Annotated in this window: 18 protein-coding genes; 11 read left to right on the forward strand and 7 right to left on the reverse strand. The window is 66.5% G+C overall.

The genetic code is table 11. The features are described 5' to 3' along the window. Positions 1 to 4 precede the first annotated feature (4 nt). The 4 genes from ACI2JZ_RS13765 to ACI2JZ_RS13780 all read right to left on the reverse strand — a co-directional run bounded on the left by ACI2JZ_RS13765 (position 5) and on the right by ACI2JZ_RS13780 (position 6119). Positions 5 to 982, reverse strand: coding sequence for an SRPBCC domain-containing protein (locus ACI2JZ_RS13765; RefSeq protein ID WP_404598081.1), 978 nt, complete (start codon positions 980 to 982; stop codon positions 5 to 7). 2 nt (positions 983 to 984) lie between these two features. Next, the gene (locus tag ACI2JZ_RS13770) at positions 985 to 1380 is read right to left on the reverse strand and encodes an ArsR/SmtB family transcription factor (protein ID WP_404598083.1); all 396 of its coding nucleotides are present in this window, start codon (positions 1378 to 1380) and stop codon (positions 985 to 987) included. 242 nt (positions 1381 to 1622) lie between these two features. Then, a complete protein-coding gene (locus ACI2JZ_RS13775) occupies positions 1623 to 3956 on the reverse strand; it encodes a hypothetical protein (RefSeq protein WP_404598085.1) in 2334 nt (777 codons plus the stop codon). 375 nt (positions 3957 to 4331) lie between these two features. After that, positions 4332 to 6119, reverse strand: coding sequence for a hypothetical protein (locus tag ACI2JZ_RS13780; protein ID WP_404598087.1), 1788 nt, complete (start codon positions 6117 to 6119; stop codon positions 4332 to 4334). Between the two features lie 441 nt (positions 6120 to 6560). Here ACI2JZ_RS13780 and ACI2JZ_RS13785 point away from each other — a divergent pair, with 441 nt between their 5' ends. The 4 genes from ACI2JZ_RS13785 to ACI2JZ_RS13800 all read left to right on the forward strand — a co-directional run bounded on the left by ACI2JZ_RS13785 (position 6561) and on the right by ACI2JZ_RS13800 (position 9497). Continuing rightward, positions 6561 to 6740: a hypothetical protein gene (locus ACI2JZ_RS13785; protein WP_404598089.1), complete on the forward strand. Its 180-nt coding sequence runs from the start codon at positions 6561 to 6563 to the stop codon at positions 6738 to 6740. Positions 6741 to 7137: 397 nt separating this feature from the next. Further along, positions 7138 to 8106: a hypothetical protein gene (locus tag ACI2JZ_RS13790; RefSeq protein ID WP_404598091.1), complete on the forward strand. Its 969-nt coding sequence runs from the start codon at positions 7138 to 7140 to the stop codon at positions 8104 to 8106. 135 nt (positions 8107 to 8241) lie between these two features. Next, complete coding sequence (locus ACI2JZ_RS13795; RefSeq protein ID WP_404598093.1) at positions 8242 to 9036, forward strand: hypothetical protein; 795 nt, start codon at positions 8242 to 8244, stop codon at positions 9034 to 9036. A 290-nt stretch (positions 9037 to 9326) separates the two neighbouring features. Then, a complete protein-coding gene (locus tag ACI2JZ_RS13800; protein WP_404598095.1) occupies positions 9327 to 9497 on the forward strand; it encodes a hypothetical protein in 171 nt (56 codons plus the stop codon). A 26-nt stretch (positions 9498 to 9523) separates the two neighbouring features. Here ACI2JZ_RS13800 and aztA read toward each other — a convergent pair whose 3' ends face one another. Continuing rightward, positions 9524 to 10171 (reverse strand): zinc ABC transporter ATP-binding protein AztA, encoded by a 648-nt coding sequence (gene aztA, locus ACI2JZ_RS13805; RefSeq protein ID WP_404598096.1) that lies wholly within the window; start codon positions 10169 to 10171, stop codon positions 9524 to 9526. A gap of 55 nt (positions 10172 to 10226) precedes the next feature. On the opposite strand from aztA, the gene aztB reads away from it, so the two are divergent. The 4 genes from aztB to aztD are packed head-to-tail and all read left to right on the forward strand — an operon-like array spanning position 10227 to position 14535. Then, on the forward strand, positions 10227 to 11087 hold the full coding sequence (gene aztB, locus ACI2JZ_RS13810) for a zinc ABC transporter permease AztB (protein WP_404598098.1): 861 nt from the start codon (positions 10227 to 10229) through the stop codon (positions 11085 to 11087). After that, positions 11084 to 12367, forward strand: coding sequence for an ABC transporter (locus ACI2JZ_RS13815; RefSeq protein ID WP_404598100.1), 1284 nt, complete (start codon positions 11084 to 11086; stop codon positions 12365 to 12367). Before aztB ends, ACI2JZ_RS13815 begins: the two co-directional genes overlap by 4 nt. Before the next feature lies 1 nt (position 12368). Then, complete coding sequence (aztC, locus tag ACI2JZ_RS13820; protein ID WP_404598101.1) at positions 12369 to 13301, forward strand: zinc ABC transporter substrate-binding protein AztC; 933 nt, start codon at positions 12369 to 12371, stop codon at positions 13299 to 13301. 31 nt (positions 13302 to 13332) lie between these two features. Then, complete coding sequence (aztD, locus tag ACI2JZ_RS13825) at positions 13333 to 14535, forward strand: zinc metallochaperone AztD (RefSeq protein WP_404598103.1); 1203 nt, start codon at positions 13333 to 13335, stop codon at positions 14533 to 14535. 117 nt (positions 14536 to 14652) lie between these two features. Here aztD and ACI2JZ_RS13830 read toward each other — a convergent pair whose 3' ends face one another. Together ACI2JZ_RS13830 and ACI2JZ_RS13835 are read right to left on the reverse strand one after the other, a co-directional pair. Further along, positions 14653 to 15414 (reverse strand): HAD-IIB family hydrolase, encoded by a 762-nt coding sequence (locus ACI2JZ_RS13830; RefSeq protein WP_404598104.1) that lies wholly within the window; start codon positions 15412 to 15414, stop codon positions 14653 to 14655. Beyond that, entirely contained in the window at positions 15411 to 16511 is a 1101-nt protein-coding gene (locus ACI2JZ_RS13835) for a LacI family DNA-binding transcriptional regulator (protein ID WP_404598105.1), read from the reverse strand. The genes ACI2JZ_RS13830 and ACI2JZ_RS13835 overlap by 4 nt, the downstream gene beginning before the upstream one ends. Before the next feature lie 174 nt (positions 16512 to 16685). Between ACI2JZ_RS13835 and ACI2JZ_RS13840 the strand changes: the two genes are divergently transcribed. The 3 genes from ACI2JZ_RS13840 to ACI2JZ_RS13850 are packed head-to-tail and all read left to right on the forward strand — an operon-like array spanning position 16686 to position 19634. After that, entirely contained in the window at positions 16686 to 17627 is a 942-nt protein-coding gene (locus tag ACI2JZ_RS13840; protein ID WP_247623778.1) for a carbohydrate ABC transporter permease, read from the forward strand. Next, positions 17624 to 18511, forward strand: a complete 888-nt coding sequence (locus ACI2JZ_RS13845) for a carbohydrate ABC transporter permease (protein WP_404598106.1) — start codon at positions 17624 to 17626, stop codon at positions 18509 to 18511. The genes ACI2JZ_RS13840 and ACI2JZ_RS13845 overlap by 4 nt, the downstream gene beginning before the upstream one ends. Positions 18512 to 18545: 34 nt before the next feature. Next, positions 18546 to 19634, forward strand: coding sequence for a glycosidase (locus ACI2JZ_RS13850; protein ID WP_404598108.1), 1089 nt, complete (start codon positions 18546 to 18548; stop codon positions 19632 to 19634). Positions 19635 to 19750: the final 116 nt, after the last annotated feature.

Consider the following 19750-nt stretch of genomic DNA (forward strand, 5'->3'; position numbering starts at 1 on the left):
ACGGTCAGACCGCGAGCAGCTCCCGCTCGAGACGGGCGTACGAGGTCTCCATGCCGTCGGCCATGCCGGTGGCGAGGATCATGTCGCGCGTCTCCTTGTCGGGGTACTCGATGTACAGCGTGATGAGGGTCGCGCCGTCCTCCTCGTAGAGGTTGAGGTCGTTGAGCGTCTCGACCGGCATCCCGATCATCCGCTCGGTCTGCACCGACCGCTTCGGGGCGTCGATCAGCAGCGCCTCGCCCTCGAAGCCGAACGCCTCGCCCTCCGTGTCGCCGGTCGGTGCCCACGAGTTGCGGTACGTCTGCCCGACCTCGGTAGCGACGACGCACTCGGTCATCTCCCACCCGTCGGGTCCGAGCAGCCACTGCTTCATGAGCTCGGGTTCGTTGTGCGCACGCCAGACCAGCTCACGCGGCCCCTCGACGAGGCGCGTGATGCGCACGTGGGTGTCGTCGAGCAATTCGACCCGCGTGCCCTTGCCCTGCGCGTAGTCGCGGAGGTCCTGCAGCACGGCGTCGAGCTGGCTCATCGCGAGCGTCGTCCCCTCGACGGCGCCCATCGCCACGACCTGCTCGAGCGCCTCGGCGGAGGCGAAATAGCTCGTGTTGACCATGCGCGTGCCCTCGGCGGTCGGCCTGAACGTGAACGTCATGCGCATCGACGGCAGGTTGGGGTCGGGGGTACCGCCTTCGTCGGCGAAGGCGTCGATGACCTCGAACCCGTTCGGGCCGTCGATGTTGAGGAACTCCCAGGTGCCGGAGGCCTTCTCGCCGCGCGGTCCGTTCATCGTGTAGTTCGCCGTGCCACCCACGGTGTGGTCCCAGTGGGTGAAGGTGGCGGGCCATCCGGGAGGACCCCAGAAGCGCTCGAGCTGCCGCGGGTCGCTGTAGGCGTCCCACACCCGCTCGACCGGGGCCGCCAGATCGGCGATGACCGTCATGGTGAGGTTCTCGGCATCCGTGATCACATCGGTGACAGGCATTGTCAGTCTCCTTGTTCGTGTTCGGTGTGTTCGGTGTTCTTCGTGGTGTTGTCGGTGGTCGGGGTGGGCGCGGCCAGCAGATCGTCGAGGCGGGCGATGCGCGATCGCCACAGCGCCTCGTAGCGGGCGAGCAGCGCCTTGGCGCGGGCGATCATCTCGGGATTCGCGCGCACGAGGCGCTCGCGTCCTTCGGCGCGCTTGACGATGAGGTTCGCGGCCTCCAGCACGGCGACGTGCTTCTGCACCGCGGCGAACGACATCTCGTACTCGGCGGCGAGGGTCGAGACCGACTGCTCGTTCTCGATCGTCCGGCGCAGGATGTCGCGCCGGGTCGACGTGGCCAGTGCGTGGAAGACACGGTCGACCTCCGCTTCGGTGAGTTCTCTTTGTGCAACCATTTGGTTGTACGTTAGACCCGGGCGGGGGACGTGTCAAGAGGTTTCCTGTCGGAATCGCGTCTTGGTGACACAGGCCACAGGGCGGTGACATACGGGCGACTCGATGACACTAGATGTCGCGACTCGCTGGAGTACAGCGACTGGTTGACCACCCGCTCCGGCAAGCTGAGTAAGGCCAGTTTTATCGTGCTGCCCTCCAATACGACCGGGAAAGCCATGAGTCGGCCTCTGAGCCGGGATCGCTATATGGGCATACCGCTGAGTCGCCGATCTGCTTCGGAGATCACGTTGTAGTAATGCGTCCCTTTACCGTTGACGTACTCGGTCAGAACTTCGGTGATCCGCGCGTCATCCGCGCCGTCGACAAGCTGCGAGAAAGCGTGCATTCGAACCTCCGGTAGCGGACTGCGAAGTAGCTTTTTCAGCGCCGCGTCGGAGAGCCTGCGGTCCCGATGTCGTAGTTCTTCAAGCGCGGCCACCGCAGTTGGCTCGTCCGCCGACGCCGCGAGAGTGCGAAGTCGCTTCAGAGTTGCTGCCCGCATGAGATTCGGTATCAAATCGCTAGCGTTGCGGAGCCACCACGACTCTGCAAGCAGGGGCTCCACATCGCTGTCGCTTGGAATCGAAGCAAGCAGATTCTTCGCGTTCCGTTGAGACAATGACTCATCGTCGTACGCGATGCGTCGAACCCCTCGGGCGAGTACTTCGTCATGCGCCGCATCGTCGAGTCCCAGAAGGTATTCGAGTGCGTGCGTTTCGATGCGCTCCTGTACGAACTTGATGGTGCGCGGCGCCCATCCCGCGCTTCTCAGCCCGTCCAAGTACGCCACGAAGTGCTCGTTATCGCCCCGCACCAGCGAATGCGCGAAAGTGCGATCCGTGGGGTCGCCAGCGTGCAGCACGAACCGCCACCTCACGGCATCTTCATCGAACTGCGGAGCGCGGTCGATGATCGCCTGCACCGCGGACGACACCGAGTCGTTGCTTCCCGCGATCACCGCAAGGAGCTCGCCCGCTCGTCGGCGACCATCAGTATCATCGGAGCCTTCGAGGAGTTCGCCGAGAAGGCCCACGGTGTCCCGAACCAGTTGCGCACCGGTGGCGATCGTTTCGGCCTCGCGGAGTGTCCGTGCCCACGTGGAGTCGTCGCTTGAGACCACGAGCTTGCGAAGCGCCTTGGCGGGGAGCGCATCTCGGGCGAGAATCTCGCGGATCGCCGCAGCACGGATCTCTACCCCGAGATAGCTTTGACTGACGAGGCCGGCGAGAGCCTCATCGGCCAGCGTTGACTCAGGTGGAACGCCGCCGAAGAGTTGTCGGACCAGAGGGTCTACGAGAAGGGTCTTGTCCACCTCAAGCAGCGAGCTCGCGTCGCGGTCAGAGGCGAATAGGCCCGCCAGCGCCCGCCCGACAACTCCGAGGTCGCCGCTCTGCTTCGCCAGGGCCCGGGCCCGACTGAGGTCGCCACGGCGATGAACAGCGAGCCAATAGCGCACCATTTCGGCTTTCGTCGCAGAACCGGCCGCGGCCCTCCACACATCGCCAAGGTGTCCGTCGCGTCCCTTGGTGGCGCGGGGCCAGATATTCTTCGGCCGCAACCTCAAGGCGCTCAGCAGCCGCAATGCTCCAAGGCGGACTCGGCTGTCATCGCTGGCCAGAAAGCTCTCGCTTTCCTCTTCCAAGCGATCTGAGATCCACCCCCTATCGACAAGTGCCGCGAACGGGATGACTCTATCCGCTGGTCCTGTCACTGAACCCTGGTCCTGGACGTAGCGCCGCAACCATGCACGAAGCTCCGCCCCGATGAGACTTAGCTCGTCACGCCGACGGAACAGCCGGTTGGCTAGATGCACCGGCACGTCGTCGTCGTCCCGTGAGATGGACACTGCAAAGATCTCGAGGCGGTCAAAGTCCAGCCTTGCTTCAGTTTCCCGCCCTGCAAGAACATCACCGAACGCTTCGACGACAACTGCAAGCTCCACCGACAGCGGTTCACCCGCGGCTGGCTTTGGCGGCGGAGTAGCGGAATCGAACTCTGCTGTGGCGCCCGCACCGGCCGATGGCTCTGGCGCGCTACTGAGCCGTGCGAGCTCTTCGGCAAGGAGCCTGGTTACAAGCGTTTCCAACTCCGCTGTCGTCGAGAACCGATTGTAAAAGGCTGTGTGCTCCTGCTCGATGAGCTTCTGAAAATCGAGCACCTTGCTCAGCTGCGCCCCAGGATCCTTGATACTATCCGCATCCACCTCTTTGAAGAAAAGCGCGATGCGAGGGCGCCCGGTCTGCTTCCACCGGCCCAGAGCCCTCGAGAACTCTTCAAAGAACCCGGAGTCGTGTCCGTTGCCTGTTGGGCTACCCCATCGACGATGAAGGATGCCGATGAAAATGTCAGCGTCATCAGCGTGGACGTTGATCTGAGACTGCGGATTACCTGCTGCGCCGACCAGCTGCTCGTAGCGCCGCGCGGAGACCATCACTCGATGGATCTCGCCAAGACTTGTGTTGAGATTGCCCGCCGCCGCCTCCACGATGTTTCTTTCGGCGTCGACCCCGCCAGGCGATGCGATGAACAACGTCACGACCTTCATCTCTTGTGGCACTGCAGCTCCGCTCGACCGTCACGATGACCTGCGCATCGACCCCAAGGTGGGGGATTGCGCAACACCTTGCCATTCTTGCGCGGCAAGTGACATTCCATGCGCCTCATCGACCTTCCCAAGGACGAATGTCGCCCCATGAATCAAGGCCCGAGCAATCGATGGATACACCGCCTCGCCCGAAGGTCGAGAGCGACCCTGTGTCGCAATTGCGAGGCGACAACCGCAGAAGAATCGATTGCCGTGCGCGAGACGCTAGCGACCTCCTCACTCAGTCGGTTCTCTGGCGCAACACTTCTCGCATGGGCCACGGGCCGACGCGCCTCGCCTGTCAATCTCTGCGTCGACTGGCGATCCCTAGTCTTCAAGAAAGTAGCTTTCATTCATCTCCGGGTTGGGCGCCAATTTTGTGTATCCGACGCGGGTGATTCCCGTTTCGCCTGGGCCTACCGATCGTTCCCGCGCCTGCTCTATGGCTTCGAACGCGGCGTTGGCGTCGCTGGCCTGCTGAGCGGAGAGATAAAAGGCCAGAGACCGGACATGCTCCGACCGTTTCCAGGCCTGCTCAAAGTCGACGGGATCTTTCGCCGCGGCGAGGAGCGCCCTGACAGCTTTCTCGACCGTGTTTCGACTGACCCGCCTGCGCAAATTGGGAAGGAGGTTGATCATCCCGTCTTCGCTCACGATTACAATCAAGGTCGTCCCAGCTGCGGCCCCTTGGTGATACCGCAGAGCGGAGTTGTAGCGTGCGCCACGCGAGGGGTCTCCTACTCCGGCGGTTGCCTGGCCATCGAGGATGACGCCAACCGCATGACATCGGGCGTCCGGGCCGACGAGGATCGCTCCATCGATGGCGGTAAGACTAGCCAGACTCACGGGGTCTAGATGACGTGGAGTGATGGCAAGCGCCTGGGGTGCCAAACGCTCGGCTTCGAGTTCCGCATCTGTGCGGACCACGAGCATGGTCCCGTGTTGTTGCTCGACCGCAGCCTCCGTCAGCATCCAGAGAGCATCACCATCGCCAGCACCGTTGAATACCCGTTCCACAGTATCGATGAAACTCGCGTGGCTGATTCGATCACGGGGAAGGGTCGCAGTGCCGTTCTCGACCGCGAGCAGCGGCAGACCTGGGGTTCCGAGACCCCATTGTCCCCTCCCTGTCACGGTCACCTCGAAGACGTCCGTCATGGTGCCTGTATCTCGAATGCGCCCGAGTCCCGAAGCAGCGTCCCCATCGGTCAGGAGGGCGAGCTGCGTGTCGGTGAGTTCCAAAGCTTTGCGCAGCGCACGGGTCTTTGAGAGCTTGATCGCGGATCTGAAGTTGATATCGACTTCGAAGTCGGAAGGGTGCCCGGGATCCCGGCCGATCAAGAGTGTTCCGACTCCGGTGCGCCCCTCGTAAGGCTGCGCAGACACCCCATTCATTGCGTTGAAAAGATCACCTCCGTAGATGCTGCCGTAGCAGGCGACGATCCCACGCGCGAAGAAGCTTGCCGCGGTGCGCACAGTTTCCGGGGCGAGCTCATGGGACCAGTTGCGAAGGTCCTGCGGCTCGGCAGACATAGACAGTGCCAAAGCCATCTCGCGCAGTCCTTCGCGCACTACGGCATGCTGCAGGGATCGCGGATAGCCCGTATCTCCAGGTCTGGCGTGCGGCGGTTGCGGATCCGCAGGCAGGGCGGGTGCCGTATCCCAACGCGACCTGAGTACCCCGATTACTGGGTAGACGCGGTAGTCGGCCACTCGGCTTGGAACGCCGACGAAGAAGTAGCGGTCTAGCCCTAGCGTCGCTCCCTCTAGGGCTGAGGCAATCGCGGCTCGCCGCGCCTTCTCCCGGCTGGCAGTAGTGCGACTCTCATGGAGACGGGCGTCCGTGGTGATCGTGTCCTTGTCTGGGCGGACCGCGAAAAGGTCCTCCGCTACCTTCATCACATCGGTGAACAGACCCGACGGATACTTGCCGTTCTCCGGCTCTACACATATCGGGTTCGGACCCTCCCCGGCCTCACGGAATCCAATGAGGATGACCTCTGGCGCGGCTGGTAGCCCGATTCGTTTCAGGGCGTCATTGATGAAGCTCTCTGCACTCGCCCGGAAATGGGGCTGAAAAGCCCACATGAACTCTCTGATACCTCGTGAAGCCATGCCTGCCACCTTCCGCTAGCGATCACGTTGCTCGGGGGACGCCCACGTCTGGCGTTGGAACCGATGCAATGGTTCAACCACGAGCACTTTCGTCGTGGACTTCATCAGTCTGTCATCGAGGCTGGCAACGGTGACAGCCGTATTGCATCGATTTGATCCAGGGTAGATGTCGAGACAGTCAGACAAGCATCAACCGAGCTCAGAAAATCTCCTTGCGGGACTCGCGAGGTCGGAGCGCCACGGCACATCGCATCGAGCGAGCACGGCCGAGTGGCTCCAGCGAGAGCCGTGACGTTCCCCGACGGAGTCGGTGCTAAATGCCGAAATGGCGTTTCTCGAGCCTTGTGTGTTCGGTGACCTGGAGAAGCTTGAAGCACCGACGCGAGGGCGCTACCGCAATCTGCGCTTTCCCTGGGCCGTGATTCGCGCGACACTACACTCATGACGCTGATCAATCCCAGTTCCGAGGAGGCTAATTCCGCCATGGCCGCTGCAGCCAACTCTGAGAAGCTGCGCAGGGAGCTCGAAGCAGTCTTTCGAGCGAACGCTGAGACAGTCGCCGATCTAGACGAAGGGGCGCTGGTGACAGTTGTCTTGGACGCGCTGCGTCACGCACGCTAGCGGCCGCGCGAACCGGCGGTCGACTCCCGACGCGCTGCGATGAGAGCAACGTTGATTGCTTTCGTCGGGCTACCCGGCGCGCACAGCAGAGTCGGCGTTGGCGAAGGCGCCATCGCTGCGAGGAGGACGAGATCGGGCATCAAGCGGTGATGCGCGCCATCGGTGTGCAACGGTTGACGGGCGCGGCCGACCATTGCGCTTAAGGATCGGTCGCGAGCGTCTTCGACATCCACAACGCGCAGAGTGCTCAGCGCCGGCTCCCCTCTCCGAATTGGAACTGGCTTCCATCCGAGCCCACTCGCCTCGAGAAGCAACGCCCGAATGTCTCCACGCATCGTAGCCCAGCCGTTCTGAATAGCCTCGGCCGCGATCTGTTCGAGGGATATCATCGAGCCGAGTGTCCCACATCGCCGTCAGCAAGTGCGGAGAGTCCGCGGCTCGATGCGGCCGCGGCCGCACTGGTCTGCGCTTGTCGGACGAGACGAGACCTCGCACGGCGCAAGGCAGTTGGCATCAGCGCAAGGACATCGGACCAAACGTTTATCGAAGTGACGCCGATCGCATTGAGATCGCTCTAAAAGTCGAGCGCACCGCGGACCGAACTCCTGGACGCACCTGGTCGGCAGTACCATCAAGGATGGTCATCTGTCAGCTCGCCAGCGAATCAGTCGAGTGCCCATTACCTGCTGCTGAGGATCGACTCAGCGAGAGCTTCCACGTTGCCCGCCGATTCGACGCGGAATATCACGAACCCAGGGCCTTTCGATTTAACCTAAACTCTCTTGTAACGGCACTTAGCTCGGTTCGCGAGATTCTGCAGAAGGAGATCGAGAGAACGGGTCGGATTGCAGACTGGAATCGCGTCAGCGGCTCTTTCAAGCAGGGCCGATGGCTCAACGCAATCAAACGAGCACGCAACACGACGTTGCATCAGAGGGCGATCTTCGACGGTAGCCAGGTAGAGATCGGTCTATATCGCGGTCGCCGCCACAAACTTTCAATCGGCGCGAAAGTCCCCGGAGACACTCATAGTCGAGTTCTCTTGGAAAAGTGGGTGAATAGCGACGCTGGGAAGCTTTTCCTAGATCCAGAGCACACGGCCATCGGAGAGCAATACGGCGTCTGGCGGCGCTACCACATCAAGGAGCTAAGCGAGACCGAGGATGTTCTCACCGCCTCGCGACGCGGACTGATTCGAGCCCACGACATGCTCGTGGCCGCGCATCGGCTGTATGAGATCGAGGCCGGTCAGCTTCCAGACGATCTGTTCATCAGCCCGGAGAGGCTCGCCCTCGTAAGTGTTCTTCTTGAGAGTGACGTCGATCCACAGCTGCCAATCAAGTGGAGATGGGTCGAACCCGAATAGCGTCGCCCCGGCGTCCTGTACAGGTACCCCCGTGACTCGGAGGCGCGTGCCTGTGAACGGAGAGGTCGACAATCCGCAACTAATGCATACTTAGGTAACTAATGCATACTTAGGTAACTAATGCATACTTAGGTCATGCCCTGGCCTGATGATCTCGAAAGATGGTTGAATCTGGTCCTCGAGTTCCTTAAAGTGCTCGCTTGGCCAGGTACCGCTCTTATCTTGGCCTGCACTTTCAGACGTCCCATAGTCGAAGCATTGCGTCGACTCCGAAAGTTCAGTGGGATGGGTTTCGATGCCAGGTTCGCAGGCGAGCTCGCGGACGTCGCCATAGATGCTGAAGGGCTACCTGAGCTTCGCGACAGACCCACGGGATCTTCCCCTTCTCGCGAATCACCTTCAACGTCTAATGGCGAGCCAGCCGCGGACCAGCAGCGCGCGCCTGAGGATCCCCAAACCGCAATGCGCGACCCTGAGGTTGCAGCTGTCATCGAGCAGACGTTCCGGACGGCATCGCCGTCCAAGTGGGCCGCTGGCGTCCGCCACGGATACGAGTCGTCGGATCGGGCAGCCTACGGAGAGATGCTGATTGCGTGGCAACGCGTGGAGCGCGTCGCAGCTGTAGTCGGAAATTTGATCGGCATGAGCGACACGGCCGCACGCAACATGGGAACGCTGTCCGGGAGGCTTGTCCCCCACGGTTTCATGAGTGAAGAGACCGCCAGCATTGCGATCCGACTACAGCGCATCAGAAACCAACTGGTACACGATGCCGAACGGGTCGAGTTCACACCAGACCTCCTAACTAACTTCCTGGATGCGGCCAGCAACCTCGAAGACGCGCTCGAGATCATTGTCGCGAAACTGCGCCACCCCAGTCGGAACGGATCGCAAGCATCGTTCGAGGCGAGGCGCGACGGCCAAGAGTAGCTCGCTCGATTCCCGCATCCGCCCTTGCCCGGATGCGCGGGGCAGCCTTGAGATGACACCTGATGTCATCTCACTCTGATTCCGACATTCCTGTCGGATCCGCTCCTTCCGGATCCACCTGCAGGGAGAGAACACATATGCAGGGAGCATCCGCCCGTTTCTCCCTGCACGTGTCAGAACTCCCTGCAGGTGATCGGCAGGCGCGCCCGACCGGCGCCGCCGCCCCCGGAATCCTCGACCTAGGGTCGAGCGCATGGACTACAACTCCCTGTTCCCCCCTGGTCTCCGCGATGTGGACCTCCGTCGCGCTGCTCGCGGGCGGCTACGCCCGCACGCGCAACCGCTCGGCGTGGACGTGGTTCCTGCTCACGCTCTTCTTCGGACCGATCGCGGCATTCCTGCTCGTCGTGTGGGAGCCGGTGCCGCAGAAGCCGTCGGCCCCGACTCCGACCGAGAACTGAGAACTGAGAACGGAGGCGGGGCGGAGCTACCGAACGACCCGCCCCTCTTCCACCCGAACGACCCGATCCGCGGCATCCAGCAATGCCGAATCGTGCGAGACGCAGACCACGGCCACGCCCCGATCGGCCTCCTCGCGCAGCACCGACCGGATGCGCCGGCCGCTCTCGGCATCCAACCCGGTCGTGGGTTCGTCGAGGAGCAGCAGGTCGGCCTGCCGCGCGAGACCCTGAGCGAGCAGGGCGCGCTGCTGCTGCCCGCCCGAGAGTGAGGCGAACGGGCTCGGCGCGAGGCGGGTGATGTCCAGTCGCTCCAGCGACCGAGTCACGACCGTGCGCGCCTCGCCGTCAATCCGTCGCCACGGTCCGAGCCGACCCCAGACGCCGACGGCGACGACGTCGCGCACCGTGACGGGCAACCGGGGCGGGATCGCCGCGCGCTGCGGCACGAAGGCAACGGCGCCGGGCACCGAACGCTGACCGCGCCGCGGCGAGCGCGTGCCGGCGAGCACTTCGAGCAGGGTCGACTTACCGGCACCGTTGGGCCCCGCGATGACCGCGAACTCCCCCGGCACGATGCGCAGATCGACGCCGCACACCACGTCGACGCCGTCGAAGGCGACGTGCACGTCGTCGAGGGCGGCGATCGGATCGGCGAGCACGGGTGGCGAAGTCATGTCTTGATCATATGAGTTTGATAATCATTCTCAAAAAGCCCTAGGCTCGCTCAACGTGACCCTTCCTCTCCTCGCCCCGTTCGCGCTCGAGTTCGTGCAGCGCGGCATGCTCGGCGGCGCACTCGTGGCGATCCTCTGCGGCGTCGTCGGCACGTGGGTCGTGATCCGCGGCATGGCGTTCCTCGGCGAGGCACTGGCCCACGGCATGCTCCCCGGCGTCGCGCTGGCCACGGTACTGGGCCTGCCCGTGCTGGTCGGCGGCGCCCTGAGCGCGGTCGCCATGAGCGTCGGGATCGGTGCGCTCCAGCGCCGGGCGAAGCTCTCCTACGACACGAGCATCGGACTGCTGTTCGTCTCGATGCTGGCCCTCGGGGTCATCATCATCTCCCACTCGGGAAGCTTCGCCACCGACGCGACCGCGATCCTCTTCGGCGACATCCTCGCCATCACCTCGACCGACCTCGTGCTGCTGGCCGCGGCCGCCGCGATCGGTCTCGCCGTGACCTGCGGCTTCCACCGCTCGTTCGTCGCGCTGGCGCTCGACACCCGCATCGCCACTGTGCTCGGCCTCCGCCCGCGGCTCGCACAGGCCGCGCTCGTGGGCCTCGTCACCCTCGCGGTCGTCGCCTCGTACCAGGCCGTCGGTTCGATGCTGGTGGTTGGTCTGCTGCTCGCCCCCGCGGTCGCCGCCGGCCACTGGACCACCCGGATCCCCACACGGATGCTGCTCGCCTGCCTGTTCGGCATCGTCGCCGTGTTCCTCGGCCTCACGACCTCATGGTTCGCGGCGACCGCCGCCGGAGCATCCGTCGCCGCCGCGGCGATCGCCCTCACCTGCCTCTCGTGGGTCGCCCGAGCAGCCGTCACCGGCATTCGCTCGACGACCCACGCCACGACCGCACCGGTGTCGGCATGACCGCCCGAACCGGCCCCACCCGCCCCCGAAAGGACCCCGTGCGTTCCCGCTCGACCTCCCTCGCCCTCCTGGGCGCCCTCACGCTCGGCCTCGCCGCCTGCACCGGAGCCCCCACCGCCGACACGTCCGCCGAGACGGCGACCGACGCCCCCTCCACCGGCGACGGTCACGGCGCGATCGCCGGAGCCGAGGAGGTCGCCGAACCCCCGTTCGGACTCACGGCGATCGACCCCGCCGGCACGGTCACGCACCTCGACCTGCTCGACGAGACCGTGACCGAGATCGGCGCGATCGACGCACCGCGGGCGATGACCACCGACGGCCGCTACCTGTTCGCCGACGTCGGCGACGGCATCGAGATCGTCGACAGCGGCGTGTGGACGTGGGACCACGTCGACCACTTCCACTACTACCGCGCCACCCCGGCCCTGCTCGGAACGATCGACGGCGACGGCTCGGCGACCGTCGCCACGACGAACAGCTCGACCTCCGGCGGCACCGGCATCTCGTTCACCGATTCGGGGGATGCCGTGCTGCTCAGCACCGAGGCTCTCTCGAAGGGCGAGATCCGCGAGCAGTTCCGCCTCGAGCGCGAGCCGCACGCCGGACTCGTGGTCCCCGTCGGGTCGTTCGCGCTCGTCACCGAAGCGGTCGACGGGGTCGGGGCGCGCGTCGCCGGCTACACCGCCGACGGCGAACCGACCGGACTCGACGAGACGTGCGCCGCTCCCTCGGGCACGATCACGACCCGGGTCGGCGCCGTGATCGGATGCGCCGACGGCGCCCTGCTCGCCCACGTCGACGACGGCGAGCTCGTCGTCGAGCGCATCCCGTACCCGGCGGATGCTCCCACCGGCGCGGTCGCCTCCTTCGACAACCGCGAGGGGCGCCCGACCGTCGCGGGTCTCGCGAGCCCGACCGACATCCGCCTGCTCGACACCCGGGCCCGCACCTGGACGCTGCTCACGGCACCGGCTCCGCTCGTGCACGTGACCGCGGTCGACGACGCGGACGGCCACCTTCTCGGGCTGGCCGAGGACGGGCGGATGCTCGTGCTCAACGCCGCCGACGGCTCGCTGCGCGCCGAGACGGCGCCCCTCGTCGCCGCCTCGCTCGCGGCGGGCGCGGCCCCGGTGCTCGTCGCCGACCAGCACCGCGCCTACCTCAGCGCTCCCGTCGAGCGGCAGCTGTACGAGATCGATTACGCCGATGCCGCCCGCATCGCCCGCACCTTCGAGACCGCCACCGAGCCGGCCTTCGTCGCCGAGACAGGACGCTGACATGCGACCGCCCCGCCTCCGCTCCCGCGCCGCGACCGCCCTCGCCGCCGTCGGCCTGCTCGCCGCGACCCTCACGGCGTGCGCGCCGCCCGCGACCGACGCGCGCCCCCTCGTCGTCGTCTCGACGAACATCCTCGGCGACGTCGTCGAGCAGCTCGTCGGTGATCAGGCGCGCGTGGTCACGCTCATGAAGCCGAACGCCGACCCGCACTCCTTCGAGATCTCGGCGCAGGAGGCGGCCACCCTCCGCGAGGCCGACCTGATCGTCTCGAACGGACTCGGACTCGAGGAGGGGCTGCAGCAGCACCTCGACGCGGCATCCGCCTCCGACGCCCGCACCTTCGTCGCCGGGGATGCGATCGAGGTGCTCGACTACAGCGAGGGCGATGCCGCGGGCATGCCGGACTCCCATTTCTGGACCGATCCCGCGCAGATGCTCGCGGTCGTCGACGCGCTCGAACCCGCGCTCGCCGAGATCGAGGGGATCGATCCCGACGCCCTGCAGTCGAGCGTCGCCGACTATCGCACCGAGCTCGACGACCTGGATGCCGAGATGACGGATGCCTTCGCGCGCATCCCCGCCGACCGTCGCGCCCTCGTCACCAACCACCACGTCTTCGGCTACCTGGCGGAGCGCTTCGACTTCGACGTCGTCGGGGCCGTGATCCCCGGGGGCACGACGCTCGCCGCGCCCTCGGCATCCGATCTCGCCGACCTCGTCGACGCGGTCGAGGAGACCGGTGTCCCGGCGATCTTCGCCGAGTCGTCGTCGCCCGATCGTCTTGCACGGGCTCTCGCCGACGAGGCCGACATCGACGTCGAGGTGATCGAGCTCTTCACCGAGTCGCTCACCGACGCCGACGGCGGCGCCCCCGACTACCTGACCATGATGCGCGTCAACACCGAGCGCATCGTTTCCGGTCTCACCCGCTGAGACCACCCCTCACAGAGAAAGAAGCACCTGCATGAAGAAAATCCCCCTGCGCAGAGCGCTGGTCGGTGCCGTCGCCCTCGGCGCGGTCGTGACCCTCGTGTCCTGCTCGACCACCCCCGCGGCGGATGCCCCGGCGAGCGAGAGCTCGACGACGGATGCCGGCGCCCGCGTCGCGATCTCGTACGACGGCGGCATCCTGGTGCTGGACGGCGAGACCCTCGAGACCGTCGCGGACTTCGACTCCGAGGAGTTCACCCGCCTCAATCCGGCCGGTGACGACCGGCATGTCATGGTGACGATGAGCGAGGGCTTCCAGGTGCTCGACACCGGCGCCGGCTCCTCCGACGACGCGGCCCTCACCGACACGGTCTTCGCGGCCGACACCCCCGGTCACGTCGTTCGCCACGGTGGCAAGACGATCCTCTACGCCGACGGCACGAGCGACACGACCATCTTCGACACGGCCGATCTCGCGGCATCCGACGGACTTCCCGAGGTCGAGACCATCGCGGGCGTCGAGGCGCACCACGGCGTCTCGATCGTGCTCGAGGACGGCACGTTCCTCACCACCGTGGGCAACGCCGACGGGCGCAACGGCATCGTCGTGCGCGACGCCGACGGCGCGGAGATCGCCTCGTCGGACCAGTGCCCCGGCGTGCACGGCGAGGGCACGGCCGCGAACGAGGTCGTCGTCTTCGGCTGCGAGGACGGCGCCCTGGTCTACGCCGACGGCGAGATCACGAAGCTCTCCGCTCCCGACCAGCCCTACGGCCGGATGGGCAACGCCTACGTGAGCGAATCCAGCCCGATCATCGTCGGCGACTACAAGAACGACCCCGACGCCGAGGGCTACCTGCTCGGCGCCGTCACCCTCATCGACACCGAGGCGCTGACGTACGAGGTCGTCGACCTGCCCGAGGGCGCGGAGTACACGTTCCGCGACGTCGCCCGCGGCCCGGGTGAACTCGCGTACATCCTCGGCTCCGACGGGTCGATCCACGTGCTCGACCCCGAGTCCGGCGAGATCACCGACACCTACCCCGTGATCGACGCGTGGGAGGGCCCCGCCGAGTGGCAGGACGCCCACCCCGCGATCGTCGTGGCCGGTGACATCGCCTACGTGACCGAGCCCGCCGCGAACAGCGTGCACGCCGTCGACCTCACCACCGGCGAGGTGCTCGCGAGCACCGAGCTCGAGGTCACGCCGAACGAGATCGCGCCGGCCGCCGGCTGATCCCGGGCGCTCTTCCCGCCCTCGGTTCGGGAGGAGAACACCGCGATGGGAGGACGAATTCTCAGAATCCGTCCTCCCATCCGTGTGATCTCCTCCCGAACGGGTGTCGGCCCCGCCTCACAACCGAGGGAGGAGACCCTCCAGGAACTCCGCCGTCGATTCCCAGCCGGTGACCGCATGGCACGCGACTCCCATCGCGAGCACGGGGTAGTCGTTCCCGGCGGGATCGAGCCGGTCGCCGACGAACAGCATGTCGTCGAGGGGGATGCCGGTCTGCTCGACCAGCCGTCGCATGCCGTACGCCTTGTCGATGCCCCGCTCGGTGACGTCGATCGACGTCGACCCTCCCGAGCGCACCTCGAGATCCGGCAATCGAGCGGCGACGGCGGCGCTGAGCGCGTTGCGCTTCTCGCCCGTCGGATCCCAAGCCGCCTTGGCATCGAGCGGAGCCTGCTGCCCCAGCGCCGAGAAGGTGATCTGCGAGCCGCGGTCCTCGATGGCATCGCCCCAGGTCGTCTCCTCCCACAGGCCGAGCCGGCGCGCCTCTTCTTCGAACACGGCCGTCGCTGCGGCGCGACGCCCCGCAGCGAGGTCGAGCGCGTAGACGGTCTCGATCCCGTGCGGACGGATGCGGTAGTACTGGGTGCCGCAGGCCGGGAGCAGGTGGAAGTTCGCCAGCGTCTCCGGGCCGGCGGCGGGCAGCCTGTCGACGACCTGCGCCGTGAACTGCTCGAGGCGCCCGCCGGAGATGATGGCGACGGTCACGCGCTCGGCGAGCGCCACCAGGAGCGCCCCCATCCGGGGGTCGATCGCGCTCTTGGACGGCGCCAGGGTGTCGTCGAGATCGAAGGCCACGAGGCGCGGGGCGGGCGCGGTCATCCCGCCGCCTCGATGATCGCCTCGCCCTGCCCCCGCACGGGTCCCGTGCTGCCCCGCACGATGAACTCCACCGGAGGCAGCTCGATCGCTCCCGGCTCGTTCCCCTCGACGATCGAGACGAGGGCGCGTGCGCAGGCGTTGCCCCACTGGAAGACGTCCTGTCGCACGGTCGTCAGCGGCGGGATGATGTACGGCGCGAGCGGGATGTCGTCGAAGCCGATGATCGAGAGATCGTGGGGCACGCGGACGCCCCGATCGATCGCGGCGGAGATGCCGGCGATCGCCATGATGTCGTTCGCGTAGATGATGGCGGTCGGCGGTTCGGGGTCGTCGAGCAGTTCGTGCGTCGCGCGCGCGCCGGCCGCACCGGTGAAGTCGGCCTCGACGACGGTGCCGGGGCGCAGCCCCAGCTGGGCGAGCTCGGAGGCCCAGGCCTCGCGACGCACGCGCGAGTGCACGTAGCGATCGGAACCCGAGACGTGCGCGATGCGCTCATGACCCAGGGCGTGCAGATGGCGGACGGCACGACGGATGCCGGCGGCGTCATCGAGCCCGATGGGCGCCGTGCCCTCGCCGGTTCCCCAACCGAGCAGCACGCAGGGCATCCCGAGTCCGGCGAGCTCGGCCGGACGCTCGTCCTCGACGCGGAGGTCGGTGAGGAAGACGCCGTCGACCCGGGCTTCGTGGGCGAAGCGCGAGTAGGCCTCGCGTTCGGCCTCCTCGCCGTCGACGACCTGCAGCACGAGGGCGTAGCCGACGGTCGAGAGGAAGCTCTCGACCCCCGCGACGAACTGCGGGAAGAACGGGTCGGTGCTCAGCAGCTCGGGGGCGCGACGGATCACGAGGCCCAGCGCCTGGGCCCGGCTGCGCGAGAGAGCGCGCGCCCGGGCATCCGGACGCCATTCGAGAGCGCGAGCGGCTTCGAGGATGCGCTCGCGCGCCTCTTCACCCACGCCGGAGCGGCCGTTGAAGACGAAGGACACGGCGCTCTTCGAGACGCCGGCCCTGGCCGCGACGTCGCCGATGGTGATCTTGCGCTGCAGCACGGGCGAGGCGGGCCGATCGGCGCCGACGCCGTCGGGGGGAGTCGCGTTCATGGTTGTAGTGTAACCGACCGTTTAGCGGGATTTAGCGCCGTCTTCCACCGGAAGTCCGGCAGGTTGACCTCGCACAGCAAAACCGGTTTACTAAAGGAGTTGTCACCGTCGCGCACCACCGGACCACGGCCGGATGCGACGACGGAACGGTCGTATCAGTGAGGAACAATCGCCATGGGCAGTGCCGCACCAGCGCAGAGATCGAAGGCCGACCCGCCGCGTCGTCGCGGCGGCGCGCTGCACCGATGGCTCGGCGACAATCCCCTCGGACTCCTGCTGAGCTCTCCGTACATCCTCTTCGTCATCGTCGTCTTCCTCATCCCGTTCGGATTCGGGATCTGGATGTCGGTGCACGACTTCTACTTCACCGCCCCGGGCGTCGCGGTCGAGCATCCGTTCGTCGGCTTCGAGAACTTCGCGACCGTGCTGGCCGACCCGATCGTGCGGCAGGCGTTCGGCAACCTGCTGATCTTCCTCGTCATCAACGTGCCCCTCACCGTCGTGCTCGGTCTGCTGCTCTCCTCCGGGCTCGACGCCGTCGTGCACTGGAAGGGCTTCTTCCGCATCTCGTACTACGTGCCCTACGTGACGGCATCCGTCGCGACGCTGGCCGTCTGGATCTTCCTGTTCAACGGCAACGGCGTCGTGAACTCCCTGCTCGGCTCGCTCGCCCCCGACCCGTCGTGGCTCGCCAACCCGGCGTTGATCATGCCGCTCATCGCCGTGTACGTCACCTGGAAGAACCTCGGGTTCTACATCCTGCTGTACCTCGCCGCGCTCCAGAACGTGCCCAAGGAACTGCACGAGGCGGCCCAGCTCGACGGCGCCGGACGCTGGCAACGGTTCCGCTCGGTGACGCTTCCCGCCGTGCGCCCGGTCACCTCGCTCGTCGTGCTGCTGTCGATCATCACCACCGGGCAGATCTTCACCGAGCCGTACCTGCTCACCGGCGGAGGGCCCAACAACGCCTCGATGACCCCCGCGCTGCTCATGTACCAGCAGGGCATCCAACAGGGGAAGCCCGACATCGCCGCCGCGATCGGCATGATCCTCGTCATCGCCGTGATGATCGTCTCGCTCGTCTCGCGCCGCATCACGGAAGGCAAGAACCGATGACCACGTCGACGACCCGCACCGCTTCCGACAAGGCCGCCCGCTCCGCGCGCAGCGGACGGGTGCTCGGTGTGCTGCGCTTCGTGCTGCTGCTCATCGGGGCGCTCGCGGCGCTCGTGCCGTTCTACTACATGATCATCGGCGCCCTCCAGCGCACGCGCGACACCAGTCTGTTCGGTCTGCTGCCGCTTCCGCAGAACCTCACCTTCGACAACTTCGTCGCGATCAACCAGTCGGTGAACCTGCTCGGCTCACTGCTGAACTCCCTGATCTTCACCGCCGGCGTGGTCGGCTGCACCCTCGTGTTCGGTCTGCTCGTCGGCTATGCGCTCGCGGTTCTCTCGTTCCGCGGTCGAGGGATGGTCTTCGCGCTCGTGCTGCTCGTGCAGGCGATCCCGTTCCAGCTGCTCATGATCCCGCTGTACGTGATGGTCGTGCGCTACTTCGGTCTCGCCGACAACTTCATCGGCATGATCCTGCCCTTCGCGATCAACTCGGTCGCCGTGCTCATCTTCCGCCAGTACTTCCTGCAGATCCCCCGCGACGTGTTCGACGCCGCGCGCATCGACGGCGCGAGCGAGGTGCGCATCCTGCTCTTCATCGCCGTCCCGCTCGTGCGCCCCGCCGTGCTCACCGCGATGCTCGTGACCTTCATCGGGCCCTGGAACGAGTTCCTGTGGCCGTTCCTCGTCACGAAGGACGCGACGAAGCAGACCCTGGCCGTGAGCCTGGCGAACTTCTCGCAGACGAACGGCTCGTTCCTCGAGAACCCGATGGGCGCCGTGCTCGCCGGCGCCTGCGTGCTCGCCGTGCCGGTGGTCGCGCTCTTCCTCCTGTTCCAGCGGCACTTCACGTCCGCGAACCTCGGCTCGGCCATCAAGGGCTGAGCACTCGACACCGAAAGACCCCGAAGGCATCGCCATGACTCCATCCTCCCCACCCGCCGCCGACCTCACGACGCGGATCCCCTACGCACTGACCCGTCTCGGCACGATCATGACGGCGAGCGACGACGACCCGCTCGAGGCCGAGGGGGTGCTCAACCCCGGCACGGCCTGGGGCCCCGACGGCGAGCTCTACCTCTTCCCGCGCGTCGTGGCCGCGGGCAACGTCTCGCGCATCGCGCGCGCGCGGGTGATCGTCGAGAACGGCGTGCCGGTCGGTGTCGAGCGCCTCGGCGTCGTGCTCGCCCCCGATGAGCAGTGGGAGCACGGCCGCCAGAACGGCGGGGTCGAGGACCCCCGCATCACCTTCCTCGAGCCCCTCGGCCTGCACGTGATGACCTACATCGCCTACGGCCCGCTCGGCCCGCGACCCGCTCTCGCGGTCTCACGCGACACCATCTCGTGGGAACGGCTCGGACCGATCCAGTTCGCGTACCAGCCCGAGCTCGCGAGCGATCTCAACCTGTTCGCCAACAAGGACATCGTGTTCTTCCCCGAGCTCGTCCCCGGCCCGGACGGCCGCCCGAGCATCGCCCTGCTGCATCGCCCGATGTGGGACCTCGACTGGCTGCGCCCCGGTGAGGGTGCGTGCCCGCCGGCCGGGATCGACGACGATCGTCCGTCGATCTGGATCGGTTACGTCGACGTCGAAGCGGCACGAGCGGATGCCTCCACCCTCACCCGCGTGCACGGCTCGGCCATGATCGCCGCGCCCGAGATGGCGTACGAGAGTGCGAAGATCGGCGCCGGCCCCTCGCCGCTGCGCGTGCCGGAGGGGTGGCTGCTGCTGCACCACGGCGTCTCCGGCGCGACCCCGAAGGGCTTCGAGCTGGCGCACGGGTCGGTGTACTCCGCCGGTGCGATCCTGCTCGACGCCGATGATCCGCGGCGCATCCTCGCGCGCTCGCCCGAGCCGCTGCTCGCTCCCGAGACCGCCGAGGAGACGCAGGGCACGCTCGCGAACGTCGTCTTCCCGACCGCGGTCGAGAAGATCGGCGAGCGCACGTTCGTGTTCTACGGCATGGCCGACTCGTCGATCGGCGTGGCCGAGCTCACGCACCTCTGAGCCCCGGACCTCGAAGGGCGCCCCCCCCGGGGGGGGGGCGGGGGGGTGGGGCCCGGGGGGGGGCGGGGTGGTGTGGCCCGGGTGGAGGGGGGGGGGCGGGGCGCCGCGAGCAAGGG

It is taken from the genome of Microbacterium sp. NPDC087868, assembly GCF_044900755.1.
GTDB classification, from domain to species: domain Bacteria; phylum Actinomycetota; class Actinomycetes; order Actinomycetales; family Microbacteriaceae; genus Microbacterium; species Microbacterium galbinum.